General features: G+C 68.0%; 23 protein-coding genes. 1 reads left to right on the top strand and 22 read right to left on the bottom strand.

Annotated features, from left to right (window positions below; translation table 11 throughout):
• Nucleotide 1 precedes the first annotated feature (1 nt).
• The 19 genes from rpsE to rpsJ all read right to left on the bottom strand — a co-directional run bounded on the left by rpsE (nucleotide 2) and on the right by rpsJ (nucleotide 9,135).
• Nucleotides 2-607 carry a 30S ribosomal protein S5 gene (gene rpsE, locus ACFW47_RS06520; RefSeq protein WP_004927232.1) on the bottom strand — a complete coding sequence of 202 codons (606 nt, stop codon included), beginning with the start codon at nucleotides 605-607 and terminating at the stop codon, nucleotides 2-4.
• Nucleotides 608-648: 41 nt separating this feature from the next.
• On the bottom strand, nucleotides 649-1,032 hold the full coding sequence (gene rplR, locus ACFW47_RS06515; RefSeq protein ID WP_043381015.1) for a 50S ribosomal protein L18: 384 nt from the start codon (nucleotides 1,030-1,032) through the stop codon (nucleotides 649-651).
• Between the two features lie 3 nt (nucleotides 1,033-1,035).
• A complete protein-coding gene (gene rplF / locus ACFW47_RS06510) occupies nucleotides 1,036-1,575 on the bottom strand; it encodes a 50S ribosomal protein L6 (RefSeq protein ID WP_073725075.1) in 540 nt (179 codons plus the stop codon).
• Nucleotides 1,576-1,599: 24 nt separating this feature from the next.
• A complete protein-coding gene (rpsH, locus tag ACFW47_RS06505) occupies nucleotides 1,600-1,998 on the bottom strand; it encodes a 30S ribosomal protein S8 (RefSeq protein WP_026248232.1) in 399 nt (132 codons plus the stop codon).
• A 209-nt stretch (nucleotides 1,999-2,207) separates the two neighbouring features.
• Nucleotides 2,208-2,393: a type Z 30S ribosomal protein S14 gene (locus tag ACFW47_RS06500; RefSeq protein ID WP_003948630.1), complete on the bottom strand. Its 186-nt coding sequence runs from the start codon at nucleotides 2,391-2,393 to the stop codon at nucleotides 2,208-2,210.
• 5 nt (nucleotides 2,394-2,398) lie between these two features.
• Nucleotides 2,399-2,956 (bottom strand): 50S ribosomal protein L5, encoded by a 558-nt coding sequence (gene rplE / locus ACFW47_RS06495; protein WP_019329632.1) that lies wholly within the window; start codon nucleotides 2,954-2,956, stop codon nucleotides 2,399-2,401.
• A complete protein-coding gene (rplX, locus tag ACFW47_RS06490) occupies nucleotides 2,956-3,279 on the bottom strand; it encodes a 50S ribosomal protein L24 (protein ID WP_003992365.1) in 324 nt (107 codons plus the stop codon). The genes rplE and rplX overlap by 1 nt, the downstream gene beginning before the upstream one ends.
• A 2-nt stretch (nucleotides 3,280-3,281) precedes the next feature.
• Nucleotides 3,282-3,650, bottom strand: coding sequence for a 50S ribosomal protein L14 (gene rplN, locus ACFW47_RS06485; protein WP_003998823.1), 369 nt, complete (start codon nucleotides 3,648-3,650; stop codon nucleotides 3,282-3,284).
• 101 nt (nucleotides 3,651-3,751) lie between these two features.
• Nucleotides 3,752-4,039, bottom strand: a complete 288-nt coding sequence (gene rpsQ, locus ACFW47_RS06480; RefSeq protein ID WP_019329634.1) for a 30S ribosomal protein S17 — start codon at nucleotides 4,037-4,039, stop codon at nucleotides 3,752-3,754.
• On the bottom strand, nucleotides 4,039-4,263 hold the full coding sequence (gene rpmC, locus ACFW47_RS06475; RefSeq protein WP_003974259.1) for a 50S ribosomal protein L29: 225 nt from the start codon (nucleotides 4,261-4,263) through the stop codon (nucleotides 4,039-4,041). The genes rpsQ and rpmC overlap by 1 nt, the downstream gene beginning before the upstream one ends.
• Entirely contained in the window at nucleotides 4,263-4,682 is a 420-nt protein-coding gene (rplP, locus tag ACFW47_RS06470; protein WP_019329635.1) for a 50S ribosomal protein L16, read from the bottom strand. The genes rpmC and rplP overlap by 1 nt, the downstream gene beginning before the upstream one ends.
• Before the next feature lie 5 nt (nucleotides 4,683-4,687).
• Nucleotides 4,688-5,518 carry a 30S ribosomal protein S3 gene (gene rpsC, locus ACFW47_RS06465; RefSeq protein ID WP_382717252.1) on the bottom strand — a complete coding sequence of 277 codons (831 nt, stop codon included), beginning with the start codon at nucleotides 5,516-5,518 and terminating at the stop codon, nucleotides 4,688-4,690.
• On the bottom strand, nucleotides 5,518-5,865 hold the full coding sequence (gene rplV, locus ACFW47_RS06460; protein ID WP_019329637.1) for a 50S ribosomal protein L22: 348 nt from the start codon (nucleotides 5,863-5,865) through the stop codon (nucleotides 5,518-5,520). The genes rpsC and rplV overlap by 1 nt, the downstream gene beginning before the upstream one ends.
• Nucleotides 5,866-5,909: 44 nt before the next feature.
• A complete protein-coding gene (gene rpsS, locus ACFW47_RS06455; protein ID WP_003974263.1) occupies nucleotides 5,910-6,191 on the bottom strand; it encodes a 30S ribosomal protein S19 in 282 nt (93 codons plus the stop codon).
• Nucleotides 6,192-6,203: 12 nt separating this feature from the next.
• Nucleotides 6,204-7,040, bottom strand: coding sequence for a 50S ribosomal protein L2 (gene rplB, locus ACFW47_RS06450; protein ID WP_019329639.1), 837 nt, complete (start codon nucleotides 7,038-7,040; stop codon nucleotides 6,204-6,206).
• Between the two features lie 41 nt (nucleotides 7,041-7,081).
• Nucleotides 7,082-7,501: a 50S ribosomal protein L23 gene (gene rplW / locus ACFW47_RS06445; protein ID WP_073725079.1), complete on the bottom strand. Its 420-nt coding sequence runs from the start codon at nucleotides 7,499-7,501 to the stop codon at nucleotides 7,082-7,084.
• The gene (rplD, locus tag ACFW47_RS06440) at nucleotides 7,501-8,157 is read right to left on the bottom strand and encodes a 50S ribosomal protein L4 (RefSeq protein WP_043381026.1); all 657 of its coding nucleotides are present in this window, start codon (nucleotides 8,155-8,157) and stop codon (nucleotides 7,501-7,503) included. The genes rplW and rplD overlap by 1 nt, the downstream gene beginning before the upstream one ends.
• Nucleotides 8,158-8,165: 8 nt before the next feature.
• The gene (rplC, locus tag ACFW47_RS06435; protein ID WP_219184289.1) at nucleotides 8,166-8,810 is read right to left on the bottom strand and encodes a 50S ribosomal protein L3; all 645 of its coding nucleotides are present in this window, start codon (nucleotides 8,808-8,810) and stop codon (nucleotides 8,166-8,168) included.
• 16 nt (nucleotides 8,811-8,826) lie between these two features.
• On the bottom strand, nucleotides 8,827-9,135 hold the full coding sequence (rpsJ, locus tag ACFW47_RS06430; RefSeq protein WP_003948644.1) for a 30S ribosomal protein S10: 309 nt from the start codon (nucleotides 9,133-9,135) through the stop codon (nucleotides 8,827-8,829).
• A 515-nt stretch (nucleotides 9,136-9,650) separates the two neighbouring features.
• On the opposite strand from rpsJ, the gene ACFW47_RS06425 reads away from it, so the two are divergent.
• A complete protein-coding gene (locus ACFW47_RS06425) occupies nucleotides 9,651-10,088 on the top strand; it encodes a hypothetical protein (RefSeq protein ID WP_386305015.1) in 438 nt (145 codons plus the stop codon).
• 116 nt (nucleotides 10,089-10,204) lie between these two features.
• Here ACFW47_RS06425 and gdhA read toward each other — a convergent pair whose 3' ends face one another.
• From gdhA to ACFW47_RS06410, 3 genes are all read right to left on the bottom strand, one after another.
• Nucleotides 10,205-11,563, bottom strand: a complete 1,359-nt coding sequence (gene gdhA / locus ACFW47_RS06420) for an NADP-specific glutamate dehydrogenase (RefSeq protein WP_386305014.1) — start codon at nucleotides 11,561-11,563, stop codon at nucleotides 10,205-10,207.
• A 268-nt stretch (nucleotides 11,564-11,831) separates the two neighbouring features.
• Entirely contained in the window at nucleotides 11,832-12,041 is a 210-nt protein-coding gene (locus ACFW47_RS06415) for a 4-oxalocrotonate tautomerase family protein (protein WP_386305012.1), read from the bottom strand.
• A 1-nt stretch (nucleotide 12,042) separates the two neighbouring features.
• Entirely contained in the window at nucleotides 12,043-12,816 is a 774-nt protein-coding gene (locus ACFW47_RS06410) for an SDR family oxidoreductase (RefSeq protein ID WP_386305011.1), read from the bottom strand.
• Nucleotides 12,817-12,845 lie beyond the last annotated feature (29 nt).

The following is a 12,845-nucleotide window of genomic DNA, read 5'->3' as shown; positions in this document are numbered from 1 at the left end:
ATTACGCACCCGCCCCGGCACGCGCACGGAGAAGAGCCGCGGGGGCGACGTCCTCGAGCGGCAGACCACGGCGGGCCGCGATCTCCTCGGGACGCTGCAGGCCCTTGAGGGCCTCCACGGTCGCGTGCACGATGTTGATCTGGTTGTCGGAGCCGAGCGACTTCGACAGCACGTCGTGGATGCCGGCGCACTCGAGCACGGCGCGCACCGGACCACCGGCGATAACACCGGTACCCGGGGACGCGGGCTTGAGCAGCACGACGCCGGCAGCCTTCTCACCCTGGATGGGGTGCGGGATGGTGCCCTGGATGCGGGGGACCTTGAAGAAGTGCTTCTTGGCCTCCTCAACGCCCTTGGCGATGGCGGCCGGCACCTCCTTGGCCTTGCCGTATCCGACACCCACGGTGCCGTCACCGTCGCCCACCACGACCAGCGCGGTGAAGCTGAAGCGACGACCACCCTTCACAACCTTGGCGACGCGGTTGATCGCGACGACGCGCTCAACGTAAGCGGTCTTCTCGGCGGCAGCTGCGCCGCCGTCACGGCCCTTCCGGTCCCGCCGCTCGCCGCCACCGGCACCGCCACCGCGGCGCTGGGGTCCAGCCATTGGAATTACCTCTCTCTGTTTCCGCTAGCTACGGAACCGGCTCAGAACTTCAGACCGGCTTCGCGGGCGGCGTCCGCCAGAGCGGCGATGCGCCCGGCGTACTGGTTGCCACCGCGGTCGAACACGACGGCCTCGACACCCGCGGCCTTGGCGCGCTCGGCGACCAGGGCGCCGACCTGCTTGGCCTGCGCGGACTTGTCGGCCTCGCCACCACGGATCGAGCTGTCCAGGGTGGACGCCGACGCAAGGGTGTGACCCTTGAGGTCGTCGATCACCTGGGCCACGATGTGGCGGTTCGAGCGAGTAACGACCAGACGCGGACGCTCCGCCGTACCCGAGAGATTCTTGCGAATCCGGATGTGACGGCGCTTGATCGCGGCGCGCTTGTAGGCGTCGCCCTTGAGGATCTTCTGCCCGTATGCCATGGCTTACTTACCCGCCTTTCCGACCTTGCGGCGGATGACTTCGCCCTCGTACTTGACGCCCTTGGCCTTGTACGGGTCGGGCTTGCGCAGCTTGCGGATGTTGGCCGCAACCTCGCCGACCTTCTGCTTGTCGATGCCCTCGACCGAGAAGCGGGTCGGGGACTCCACCTTGAAGGTGATGCCCTCGGGGGCCTCGACGGTGATCGGGTGGCTGTAGCCCAGGGAGAACTCCAGGTTCGAACCCTTGGCGACAACGCGGTAACCGACACCGCTGATCTCGAGCTTCTTCACGTAACCCTGGGTCACGCCGGTGATCATGTTCGCCACCAGCGTGCGGGACAGGCCGTGCAGGGCCTTGCTCTGACGCTCGTCGTTGGGGCGGGTGACGCTCAGCACGCCGTCCTCGCCCTTGGCGATGTCGATCGGCGCCACGACGGTGTGGGTCAGCGTGCCCTTGGGGCCCTTGACCGCGACCGTACGGCCGTCGATGGTGACGTCCACGCCGGCGGGAACCGCGATGGGGAGCTTGCCGATGCGCGACATAGCTGTTTCCTCCGTTCCCTTCCGCTACCAGACGTAGGCGAGGACTTCCCCACCCACGCCCTTCTTGCCGGCCTGCTTGTCGGTGAGGAGCCCGTGCGACGTGGAGATGATCGCCACGCCGAGGCCGCCCAGCACCTTGGGCAGGTTGGTGGACTTCGCGTACACCCGGAGACCGGGCTTGGAGATCCGCTTGATGCCCGCGATGGAGCGCTCACGGTTCGGGCCGAACTTCAGCTCGAGGACGAGGTTCTTGCCGACCTCGGCGTCCTCGGTCTTCCAGCCCGTGATGAAGCCCTCCTGCTGGAGGATCTCCGCGATGTGAGACTTGATCTTGGACGCCGGCATCGTCACAGAGTCGTGGTACGCCGAGTTCGCGTTCCGCAGACGCGTAAGCATGTCTGCGATCGGATCAGTCATGGTCATGAATTGGCCTTCGGCCTCTCTCGCCGGGGTTTCCTGGTGCGCCATCCCTCTCCCCGATCCGAGACGGGACGGGTGCGGCGCGGTGGACCTACGGCGTAGTAAGTCGTACGGGCGGCAGACGCCCAACCCCACAAGCCTAAGGCATGTGCGGGCGGGCCCCTGCCGACCCAGATGCTTACCGAGAGTCTGAGTAACCCGGGATTACCGGATTACCAGGAGCTCTTGGTCACGCCCGGCAGCTCGCCGCGGTGAGCCATCTCACGAAGGCACACGCGGCACAGGCCGAACTTGCGGTAGACGGAGTGCGGGCGGCCGCAGCGCTGGCAGCGGGTGTAGCCACGCACACCGAACTTGGGCTTGCGAGCAGCCTTAGCGATCAGAGCCTTCTTCGCCATCTCGCTCACGCCTCCTTGAACGGGAAGCCGAGGTGACGAAGGAGCGCGCGGCCCTCAGCGTCGTTGGTCGCCGTGGTGACCACGGTGATGTCCATACCCCGGACGCGGTCGATCTTGTCCTGGTCGATCTCGTGGAACATGACCTGCTCCGTGAGACCGAAGGTGTAGTTGCCACGGCCGTCGAACTGCTTGGGGGACAGGCCGCGGAAGTCGCGGATGCGCGGCAGCGCGAGCGACAGGGTGCGGTCCAGGAACTCCCACATGCGGTCGCCACGGAGCGTGACGTGAGCACCGATCGGCTGACCCTCGCGCAGCTTGAACTGCGCGATGGACTTGCGGGCCTTGGTGACGGCCGGCTTCTGACCGGTGATCGTGGTGAGGTCGCGGATGGCGCCCTCGATCAGCTTGGAGTCGCGGGCGGCGTCGCCCACACCCATGTTGACCACGATCTTGACGAGGCCCGGAACCTGCATGACGTTCTCGTAGGAGAACTCCTCACGCAGCTTGCCGGCGATCTCCTCGCGGTACTTCGTCTTCAGACGCGGAGTGGTGGTGGTAGCCATCAGATGTCCTCACCCGTCCGCTTGGCAACGCGGATCTTGTTGCCCTCGTCGTCGAAGCGGTAACCGACGCGCGTGACGACCTTGTTGCCGTCCTTCTCCACGACCAGCTGGACGTTGGAGACGTGGATCGGGGCCTCGGTGGTCACGATGCCGCCGGCCTGCGAACCGCGAGCGGTCGGCCCGGCCTTGGTGTGCTTCTTGACCCGGTTGACACCCTCGACCAGGACGCGGTCCTCGCGGGGGAAGGCCGCGATGACCTTGCCCTGCTTGCCCTTGTCCTTACCGGTGATGACCTGGACCAGGTCGCCCTTCTTGATCTTCATGCTCACAGCACCTCCGGCGCGAGGGAGATGATCTTCATGAACTTCTTCTCGCGCAGCTCACGGCCGACGGGGCCGAAGATACGGGTGCCGCGGGGGTCGCCGTCGTTCTTCAGAATGACGGCGGCGTTCTCGTCGAAGCGGATGTACGAGCCATCCGGACGGCGACGCTCCTTGACGGTGCGAACGATGACCGCCTTGACGACGTCACCCTTCTTCACGTTGCCACCGGGGATCGCGTCCTTGACGGTGGCGACGATGACGTCACCGATGCCCGCGTAGCGGCGACCGGAGCCACCGAGCACACGGATGCAAAGGATTTCCTTCGCACCAGTGTTGTCGGCGACGCGCAGTCGCGACTCCTGCTGGATCACGTCTATCTCCTGATTGTCTGCCGGTTCCCGGCAGGGGGCTCAGTACGAGCACCCCTGCCGAGCCTGGCGGAACTGACCTGCGTGGGTTTGCCCCGCAGGAATTACTTGGCCTTCTCGAGGATCTCGACGACGCGCCAGCGCTTCGTCGCGGACAGCGGCCGGGTCTCCATGAGGAGGACGCGGTCGCCGACGCCCGCGGCGTTCTGCTCGTCGTGGGCCTTGAGCTTCTCGGTACGGCGGATGACCTTGCCGTACAGCGCGTGCTTGACGCGGTCCTCGACGGCGACGACGACGGTCTTGTCCATCTTGTCGCTGACGACCAGACCCTCACGGGTCTTGCGGAAGCCGCGTGCGGCCTTCGTCTCTTCAGTCACGTTGCTCTCGCTCATCAGGCGCTCTCCACCGTCTCGATGCCCAGCTCGCGCTCACGCATCAGGGTGTAGATCCGCGCGATGTCCTTACGGACGGCCTTCAGCCGGCCGTGGTTCTCGAGCTGACCCGTGGCCGCCTGGAAGCGGAGGTTGAACAGCTCTTCCTTGGCCTCGCGGAGCTTCGCGAGAAGCTCCTCGTTGCCCAGCTCGCGCAGCTCGGACGCCTTGGTACCGGCCGACATCACGCTTCACCTGCCTCGCGCTTGACGATCCGGCACTTCATCGGCAGCTTGTGGGCCGCACGAGTCAGCGCCTCACGGGCGATCTTCTCGTTGGGGTAGGACAGCTCGAACATGACCCGACCCGGGTGCACGTTCGCGATCCACCACTCCGGAGAACCCTTACCGGAACCCATGCGGGTCTCGGCCGGCTTCTTCGTGAGCGGGCGGTCCGGGTAGATGTTGATCCAGACCTTGCCGCCACGCTTGATGTGGCGGGTCATCGCGATACGGGCCGCCTCGATCTGGCGGTTGGTCACGTACGCCGGCGTGAGGGCCTGGATGCCGTACTCGCCGAACGCAACCTGCGTACCGCCCTTGGCCAGACCACGGCGCTTCGGGTGGTGCTGCTTGCGGTGCTTGACCCTACGGGGGATCAGCATGACGGTCAGGCCTCCGTTCCGGTGCTCTCAGCCGGAGCGGCAGCGGCGGGCGCGTCGGCCTTGGGAGCCTCGGCGGCCGGAGCCTGCTGCTGCTGCGGCTTGCGCCCGCGACGCTCGCCACCGCGGCCACCACGGGCCGGGCGGTCGTTGCCACCACGGGCCGGGCGGTTGCCCGCACGGGCGGCGGCGTTCTCGGCGCGGACCTCGGCGATGTTCTTGACGTCGCCCTTGTAGATCCAGACCTTCACACCGATGCGGCCGAAGGTCGTCTTGGCCTCGAAGAAGCCGTAGTCCACGTTCGCGCGGAGCGTGTGCAGGGGCACGCGGCCCTCGCGGTAGAACTCCGAGCGGGACATCTCGGCGCCACCGAGGCGGCCACCGCACTGGATCTTGATGCCCTTGGCGCCGGCCTTCATCGCCGACTGCATGCTCTTGCGCATGGCACGGCGGAAGGAGACGCGGGAGGAGAGCTGCTCGGCGACGGCCTGGGCAACCAGCTGAGCGTCGGTCTCGGGGTTCTTGACCTCGAGGATGTTCAGCTGGACCTGCTTGCCGGTGAGCTTCTCGAGGTCACCGCGGATGCGGTCGGCCTCGGCACCGCGGCGGCCGATGACGATGCCCGGACGAGCGGTGTGGATGTCCACCCGCACGCGGTCACGGGTGCGCTCGATCTCGACCTTGGAGATGCCGGCGCGCTCCATGCCGGACGTCATCATCCGACGGATGGCGACGTCTTCCTTGACGTAGTCCTTGTACAGCTTGTCGGCGTACCAACGCGACTTGAAGTCGGTCGTGACACCGAGCCGGAACCCGTGCGGGTTTACCTTCTGGCCCATTACCGGGTTCCTTCCTTGCTGCTGACGACCACGGTGATGTGGCTGGTCCGCTTGCGGATCCGGTAGGCGCGGCCCTGGGCGCGCGGACGGAACCGCTTCAGGGTCGGGCCCTCGTCGACGTAGGCCTCGGAGATGTAGAGGCTGTCGGCGTCGGTGTGGTCGTAGTTGTGCGCGGCGTTGGCAATGGCGCTGTCCAGCACCTTGCCGACCGGCACGCTCGCGGCCTGCGGGGCGAAACGCAGGACCGCCTGAGCCTCCGTGGCATCCATGCCACGGATGAGGTCCACCACGCGGCGGGCCTTCATGGGCGTGACGCGGATGTACCGCGCCTGGGCCCTGGCTTCCATGGTTGTCCCTTCAGTGTTTGTCATGGTCTTTCACACCCCGCTGACTAGCGGCGCTTCGACTTCCGGTCGTCCTTGACGTGACCCCGGAAGGTGCGCGTCGGCGAGAACTCGCCGAGCTTGTGGCCGACCATGGACTCGGTGACAAACACCGGGATGTGGGTCTTGCCGTTGTGCACCGCGATCGTGTGGCCGAGCATCGCCGGGACGATCATCGAGCGACGGGACCAGGTCTTGATGACGTTCTTGGTACCGGCTTCGTTCTGCGTGTCCACCTTCTTGATCAGGTGGTCGTCGACGAAGGGTCCCTTCTTCAAGCTACGAGGCATCTCAACCCGTCCTTAGCGCTTCTTGTTCGTCTTGCGGCGGCGGACGATGTACTTGTTCGACGCCTTCTTGGGCGAACGAGTACGGCCTTCCTTCTTGCCCCAGGGGGACACCGGGTGGCGACCACCCGAGGTACGGCCCTCGCCACCACCGTGCGGGTGGTCCACCGGGTTCATGACCACACCACGCACGGTCGGGCGAACGCCCAGCCAGCGCTTACGGCCCGCCTTGCCCCAGTTGATGTTGCTCTGCTCGGCGTTGCCGACCTCGCCGACGGTGGCGCGGCAGCGCACGTCGACCAGGCGGATCTCTCCGGACGGCATGCGCAGGTGGGCCATCTGGCCCTCCTTCGCGAGCAGCTGCACGGAGGCACCGGCGGAGCGGGCGAACTTGGCACCGCCACCGGGACGGAGCTCGATCGCGTGGATCGTGGTACCGACCGGGATGTTGCGGAGGGCCAGGTTGTTGCCCGGCTTGATGTCGGCCCCGGGACCGTTCTCGACGCGGTCACCCTGCTGCAGGTTGCGCGGGGCGAGGATGTAGCGCTTCTCGCCGTCGGCGTAGTGCAGCAGCGCGATGCGCGCGGTGCGGTTGGGGTCGTACTCGATGTGCGCGACCTTCGCCGGCACGCCGTCCTTGTCGTGACGACGGAAGTCGATCACGCGGTAGGCGCGCTTGTGTCCGCCACCCTGGTGGCGAACGGTCACACGACCGGCGTTGTTACGGCCGCCCTTGCTGTGCAGCGGGCGGACCAGCGACTTCTCCGGCGTGGACCGCGTGACCTCGACGAAGTCGGCGACGGAGGAGCCACGGCGGCCCGGCGTCGTCGGCTTGTACTTGCGGATTCCCATTTCTCAGTCCTCGTCCGATATTCGGACGATCCGGACCTCCGTCAGGAGGTCGGACCGCCGAAGATGTCGATACGGTCGCCCTCGGCAAGGGTCACGATCGCGCGCTTGCTGTCGGCACGCTTGCCGAAGCCCGTGCGGGTCCGCTTGCGCTTGCCCTGGCGGTTGATCGTGTTGACCCCGGTGACCTTGACCGAGAAGACCGCCTGGACGGCCTCCTTGATCTCGGTCTTGTTGGAGCCCGGCGCGACGATGAACGTGTACTTGTTCTCGTCGAGGAGCGCGTAGCTCTTCTCGGACACGACCGGCTTCAGCAGCACGTCACGGGGGTCCGTGAACGACTTGCTGACCGGGGTGACGACGGTGTTCTTGCCTTCGGCGGCGTGCCGACGCGCCTTCTTGACGCGCGCTTCCTTGGCCTTCTTCGCGGCCTTGGAGGCGATGGCGGGGTGACGGATGGCCATCAGGCCTCGCTCCCTTCGGTGTCATTGGCCTTCGGGCCGGACACGAAGGACTCGAAGGCGGCCTGGGTGAAGACCACGTCGTCCGAGACGAGAACGTCGTACGTGTTCAGCTGGCCCGGCTCCAGGATGTGGATCTGGGGCAGGTTGCGGGCGGACAGCCACGCGGCCTCGTCGGCGCGGTCGACGACCAGGAGCAGGTTCTTGCGCTCCGAGATCTTGCCGAACAGCGTCCGGGCGGCCTTCGTCGACGGGCTGTCGCCCTCGACGACGCCGGAGACGACGTGGATGCGGTTGTGGCGGGCCCGGTCGGTGAGGGCGTGACGCAGGGCGGCAGCCTTCATCTTCTTCGGGGTGCGCTGCGAGTAGTCGCGCGGCACGGGACCGTGCACGACGCCACCACCGGCGAACTGCGGCGCGCGGGTCGAGCCCTGACGGGCGCGGCCGGTGCCCTTCTGGCGGTACGGCTTCTTGCCACCGCCGCGGACCTCGCCACGGGTCTTGGTCTTGTGCGTGCCCTGGCGGGCAGCGGCCAGCTGTGCGACGACGACCTGGTGGATCAGCGGGATGCTGACCTTCTCAACGTCGAAGATCTCCGCGGGGAGCTCGACGGTGCCGGCCTTGTCGCCCGCCGGCGAAAGGATGTCAACAGTGCTCATCGGTTACCTCAGGCCCCCTTGGCCGCGGTGCGGACCAGGACGAGGCCGCCGTTCGGACCGGGAACCGCGCCCTTGATGAGCAGCAGACCCTTCTCCGCGTCAACGGCGTGGACGGTCAGGTTCTGGGTGGTGACCCGCTCGTTGCCCATACGGCCGGCCATGCGGAGGCCCTTGAACACGCGGCCCGGGGTGGCGCAGCCACCGATGGAACCGGGCGAGCGGTGCTTGCGCTGGGTGCCGTGTCCGGCGCCGAGGCCCTTGAAGTTGTGACGCTTCATGACACCGGCGAAGCCCTTGCCCTTGCTCTTGCCGGTCACGTCGACCTTGATGCCGGCCTCGAAGACCTCGGCGGTGACTTCCTGGCCGAGCGTGTACTCGGAGGCGTCGGCCGTGCGGATCTCGACGAGGTGACGGCGGGGGGTGACGTCGGCCTTGGCGAAGTGGCCCTTGAGGGGCTTGTTCACCTTGCGCGGGTCGATCTCGCCGAACGCGATCTGGACGGACTCGTAGCCGTCGACGTCGTTCGTGCGGACCTGGGTGACGACGTTGGGGCCGGCCTTGACGACGGTGACCGGAACAACACGGTTGTTCTCGTCCCACACCTGCGTCATGCCGAGCTTCTCGCCCAGGATGCCCTTGATCTGCTTGTTCATCTTCAGATCACCGGCCTCAGAGCTTGATCTCGATGTCGACACCGGCCGGGAGGTCGAGTCGCATCAGAGAGTCAACGGTCTTGGGGGTCGGGTCGAGGATGTCGATCAGGCGCTTGTGCGTGCGCATCTCGAAGTGCTCGCGCGAGTCCTTGTACTTGTGCGGCGACTTGATGACGCAGTACACGTTCTTCTCAGTGGGCAGCGGCACCGGGCCCGCGACCGACGCACCAGTACGCGTCACCGTCTCGACGATCTTCTTCGCCGAGCTGTCGATGACCTCGTGGTCGTAGGCCTTGAGCCGGATGCGGATCTTCTGTCCCGCCATGGCTACTTCGTAGTCCTGTCTCTCGTAACGCTCTGGTACCCGGCGGTTCCTTGCAGTCCCGCTCCCCCTCCGACCCACGCGGTCGGGCGTGTCGCACTCCCGCTGACACAGATGTCCCTTGTTCGAACATCCCTGCTGTGGGAGGTGCGGGCCCTACCGGAACCGCGGACCGGGGGCGAGAGGCCCACCGGGCGCCTGGCCGGTACCCCGCTGACGCTTCCCGGAAGATTCCCGTACGTCCGCCCCTGATCAGGAGCGACGAGTACTGTGGGACTCGCTTCCGGTCCCCCCGGCGGGAGGCGCGCAGCATCGGCACTCGACCGAGCAACCCCGCTAGTCTGCCATACGGGGCGTGTCGCTGGCCAATCGAAGCGGATGACTGTACCCCACGTGATCGCGGGGTACACCTCGCGGCGTCCGAGGCCGGACTGGGCGACAGGGCTCGGGGGTGCCGCACCGGTCACCGCACTAGGGTCGTGGTCCATCGTGACGGGACCGAACACCTGGGGGATCACTTGACGGCCGACGACAGCGCCACCGACGGACGTGCCACCGACGGGGGCGACAAGGGCGGCTCGCCGGCGAGCGGCGGAGGCCCGGCGACGGCGGCCGAGCCTTCGCGGGCACTCGGGGACGCGCGCCGTGCGGACAAGTGGTCCGTCGCGTTCGTCATGCTCGCGGCCGCGCTGTGGGCGTACTTCGCCTACCTCATGCTCGCCTCGTACGGCCCCGAGCTCCACGACGGCGAACCCCGTTGCAAGGGGCCGCTGATCGAGCCGTTCGAGCAGGACGACTACTACTGCCACAGCGAGCTGCGTCAGTGGCCGGCGCAGCTCGGCATCCTGGCCCTGTCGACCATGGCGTCCGTGGTCGCGGCGGCGACCACGGTCTACGCCCGGGTGCTGGCGCGGCTGGCCAGGCACGCGCCCTCCGCGCCCGTACCGCCCTCCTGAAGAGGGGCGACGATTCTGGTCGGGCGCGAACGGGCGGCCGGTGGTGACGTTCGGCCGAGGGGCGGAGCTGTCTGCGTGAGGGGGCCGTGGCGCCACGGCCCCCTCCGTTCGCTCGGTCAGATCACGCCCTGGGCCAGCATCGCGTCCGCCACGCGCTCGAAGCCCGCGATGTTCGCGCCGGTGACGTAGTCGCCGGGGGCGTCGTAGCGCTCGGCGGTCTCGTGGCAGGTCGTGTGGATGTCGTTCATGATGTGCGTCAGCTCCTCCTCGACGCGCGCCGCCGTCCAGGACGTACGGGCGTGGTTCTGCGCCATCTCCAGGGCGCTGACCGCGACGCCGCCCGCGTTGGCCGCCTTGCCGGGGCCGAAGGCGACGCCGGCCTTCTGGAGGAGGTGGACGGCCTCGGGGGTCGCCGGCATGTTGGCGCCCTCGGAGACCGCCTTGACGCCGTTGCGGATCAGGGTCTCGGCGTCGGCCTCGTTCAGTTCGTTCTGCGTGGCCGACGGGAGCGCGATGTCCGCCGGGACCTCCCACACGCGGCCGCCGGGCACGAAGCGGGCCGAGGCACCCCGGCGCTCCGCGTACGCGTCGACGCGGCCGCGCTCGACCTCCTTGATCTGCTTCAGCAGGTCGAGGTCGATGCCCTTCTCGTCGACGACGTAGCCGGAGGAGTCCGAGCAGGTGACGGCGTTGGCGCCGAGGGCGGCCAGCTTCTCGATGGTGTAGATCGCGACGTTGCCGGAGCCCGAGACGACCGCGGTCTGGCCCTCCAGGTCCTCGCCGCGCTCCCGCATCATCGCCGCCGCGAAGAGCACGTTGCCGTAGCCCGTCGCCTCCGGGCGGATCAGCGAGCCGCCCCAGCCCTGGCCCTTGCCGGTGAGGACGCCGGCCTCCCAGCGGTTGGTGATGCGGCGGTACTGGCCGAAGAGGTAGCCGATCTCGCGGCCGCCGACGCCGATGTCACCGGCCGGGACGTCCGTGTGCTCGCCGATGTGCCGGTACAGCTCCGTCATGAAGGACTGGCAGAACCGCATGACCTCCGCGTCGCTGCGTCCGTGCGGGTCGAAGTCGCTGCCGCCCTTGCCGCCGCCGATGCCGAGGCCGGTCAGGGCGTTCTTGAAGATCTGCTCGAAGCCCAGGAACTTGATGACGCCCAGGTTCACGGAGGAGTGGAAGCGCAGGCCGCCCTTGTACGGGCCCAGCGCGCTGTTGAACTCGACGCGGAAGCCCCGGTTGACGTGAACGCGGCCCTGGTCGTCCTGCCACGGCACCCGGAAGATCACCTGGCGCTCCGGCTCGACGAGCCGCTCGATGAGGCCCGGCTCCCCGTACTCGGGGCGGGCCGCGATCACCGGCGCGAGCGTTTCCAGGACCTCGTGGGCGGCCTGGTGGAACTCGGGCTGGGCCGGGTTGCGGTGCTCGATCTCGGTGAGCAGGTGGTCGAGCGCGGTCCTGGTCTCGCTTCGCGTCGTCACGGGGGCCCTTTCTGGCACGGCTGACACCGGAGACCGGGTGAGCCCCCGAGGAGGGGTTGGGGCCTTGGTCCGGTCGGTCCGGTGGTGGGCGCTCGGCGCCGTTGCCGCGCGCGGGACACTTCAGTGTTACGCCCATGTAAACGTCATGGCCAGCAGTCGGTGCCCCGCGCGACCACTATGTGAGACCGCGCTTTCGCATATTGGGGGTTTTCGTGACGTATGAGATGAAGGTCACCGCAGGGTCATCCGGGTGGCCGGGGCTGCCCCGTCACGTGTCACCGTTCAGCATCGCGGCCGTCAGGACGTTTCCGGCGACGCCCCAGCCACCGTCGGGGACCTCCTCGACGAGGACGACGGTGGTGGGGCGGGCGCGCTCCCCGTAGATCTCCGCGTAGAGGTCGGTGGTGCGTTCGACGATCTTCCGCTTGTCCTCCGGGGTGAGGGTGCCCTCGGGGACCTTGAAGTGGGCGAAGGGCATCTCAGATCATCCCCCCGTTGGCGCGCAGGATCTGGCCGTTCACCCAGTGACCGGCGGGGCTGGAGAGGAAGGCGACCACCTCGGCGATGTCCTCCGGGGTGCCCAGCCGCTCCAGGGGCGGCGTCTTCGCCAGCTGGTCGATCTGTTCCTCGGTCTTGCCGGTGAGGAACAGGTCCGTGGCCGTGGGGCCGGGGGCGACCGTGTTCACGGTGATGTCCCGTCCGCGCAGCTCACGGGCGAGGATCAGGGTCATCGCCTCCACCGCGCCCTTGCTCGCCGCGTACGCCCCGTAGGCCGGGAACTGCGTGCCGACGACGGATGTCGAGAACCCCACGAAGGAGCCCCCTGCCCGCAGGCGCCGGGCCGCCTCCCGGGCGACCACGAAGGTGCCGCGGATGTTGGTGCGGTGCATGGCGTCCAGGGCGTCCAGGTCCAGGTCGGCGATGGGCGACAGGGTCATCCGGCCGGCCGAGTTCACGACGACGTCCACGCCGCCGTACTCCGCCTCCGCCCGCTCGAACAGCGCGGCGATCTCCTTCTCCTCCGCCACGTCCGCCGGTACGGCGGTCGCCCGGCCGCCGGACCCGGTGATCGCCGCCACCGTCTCCTCGGCGGAGGCCGCGTCGCGGGCGTAGTTCACGACGACGGCCAGGCCGTCCTCGGCGAGCTTGCGCGAGACCGCCCGGCCGATGCCGCGCGATCCGCCGGTGACGATCGCTACGCGGGTGTCGGCCGCTGGTTCCTGATCGGTGTTCGTGGTCGTGTTCGTGGTCATGCGTCCACGATGAGCCCGGTCGGCATGCG

Source organism: Streptomyces sp. NPDC058796, assembly GCF_042745235.1.
In the GTDB taxonomy this organism is placed as follows: Bacteria; Actinomycetota; Actinomycetes; order Streptomycetales; family Streptomycetaceae; genus Streptomyces.
This window is presented reverse-complemented; position numbering and strand designations above follow the sequence as displayed.

Bases quoted from the DNA above. Each gene is read 5' to 3' on its own strand.
- rpsE (WP_004927232.1), bottom strand. From the start codon at position 607: ATGGCTGGACCCCAGCGCCGCGGTGGCGGTGCCGGTGGCGGCGAGCGG.
- rplR (WP_043381015.1), bottom strand. From the start codon at position 1,032: ATGGCATACGGGCAGAAGATCCTCAAGGGCGACGCCTACAAGCGCGCC.
- rplF (WP_073725075.1), bottom strand. From the start codon at position 1,575: ATGTCGCGCATCGGCAAGCTCCCCATCGCGGTTCCCGCCGGCGTGGAC.
- rpsH (WP_026248232.1), bottom strand. From the start codon at position 1,998: ATGACCATGACTGATCCGATCGCAGACATGCTTACGCGTCTGCGGAAC.
- ACFW47_RS06500 (WP_003948630.1), bottom strand. From the start codon at position 2,393: ATGGCGAAGAAGGCTCTGATCGCTAAGGCTGCTCGCAAGCCCAAGTTC.
- rplE (WP_019329632.1), bottom strand. From the start codon at position 2,956: ATGGCTACCACCACCACTCCGCGTCTGAAGACGAAGTACCGCGAGGAG.
- rplX (WP_003992365.1), bottom strand. From the start codon at position 3,279: ATGAAGATCAAGAAGGGCGACCTGGTCCAGGTCATCACCGGTAAGGAC.
- rpsQ (WP_019329634.1), bottom strand. From the start codon at position 4,039: ATGAGCGAGAGCAACGTGACTGAAGAGACGAAGGCCGCACGCGGCTTC.
- rpmC (WP_003974259.1), bottom strand. From the start codon at position 4,263: ATGTCGGCCGGTACCAAGGCGTCCGAGCTGCGCGAGCTGGGCAACGAG.
- rplP (WP_019329635.1), bottom strand. From the start codon at position 4,682: ATGCTGATCCCCCGTAGGGTCAAGCACCGCAAGCAGCACCACCCGAAG.
- rpsC (WP_382717252.1), bottom strand. From the start codon at position 5,518: ATGGGCCAGAAGGTAAACCCGCACGGGTTCCGGCTCGGTGTCACGACC.
- rplV (WP_019329637.1), bottom strand. From the start codon at position 5,865: ATGGAAGCCAGGGCCCAGGCGCGGTACATCCGCGTCACGCCCATGAAG.
- rpsS (WP_003974263.1), bottom strand. From the start codon at position 6,191: ATGCCTCGTAGCTTGAAGAAGGGACCCTTCGTCGACGACCACCTGATC.
- rplB (WP_019329639.1), bottom strand. From the start codon at position 7,040: ATGGGAATCCGCAAGTACAAGCCGACGACGCCGGGCCGCCGTGGCTCC.
- rplW (WP_073725079.1), bottom strand. From the start codon at position 7,501: ATGGCCATCCGTCACCCCGCCATCGCCTCCAAGGCCGCGAAGAAGGCC.
- rplD (WP_043381026.1), bottom strand. From the start codon at position 8,157: ATGAGCACTGTTGACATCCTTTCGCCGGCGGGCGACAAGGCCGGCACC.
- rplC (WP_219184289.1), bottom strand. From the start codon at position 8,810: ATGAACAAGCAGATCAAGGGCATCCTGGGCGAGAAGCTCGGCATGACG.
- rpsJ (WP_003948644.1), bottom strand. From the start codon at position 9,135: ATGGCGGGACAGAAGATCCGCATCCGGCTCAAGGCCTACGACCACGAG.
- ACFW47_RS06415 (WP_386305012.1), bottom strand. From the start codon at position 12,041: ATGCCCTTCGCCCACTTCAAGGTCCCCGAGGGCACCCTCACCCCGGAG.
- ACFW47_RS06410 (WP_386305011.1), bottom strand. From the start codon at position 12,816: ATGACCACGAACACGACCACGAACACCGATCAGGAACCAGCGGCCGAC.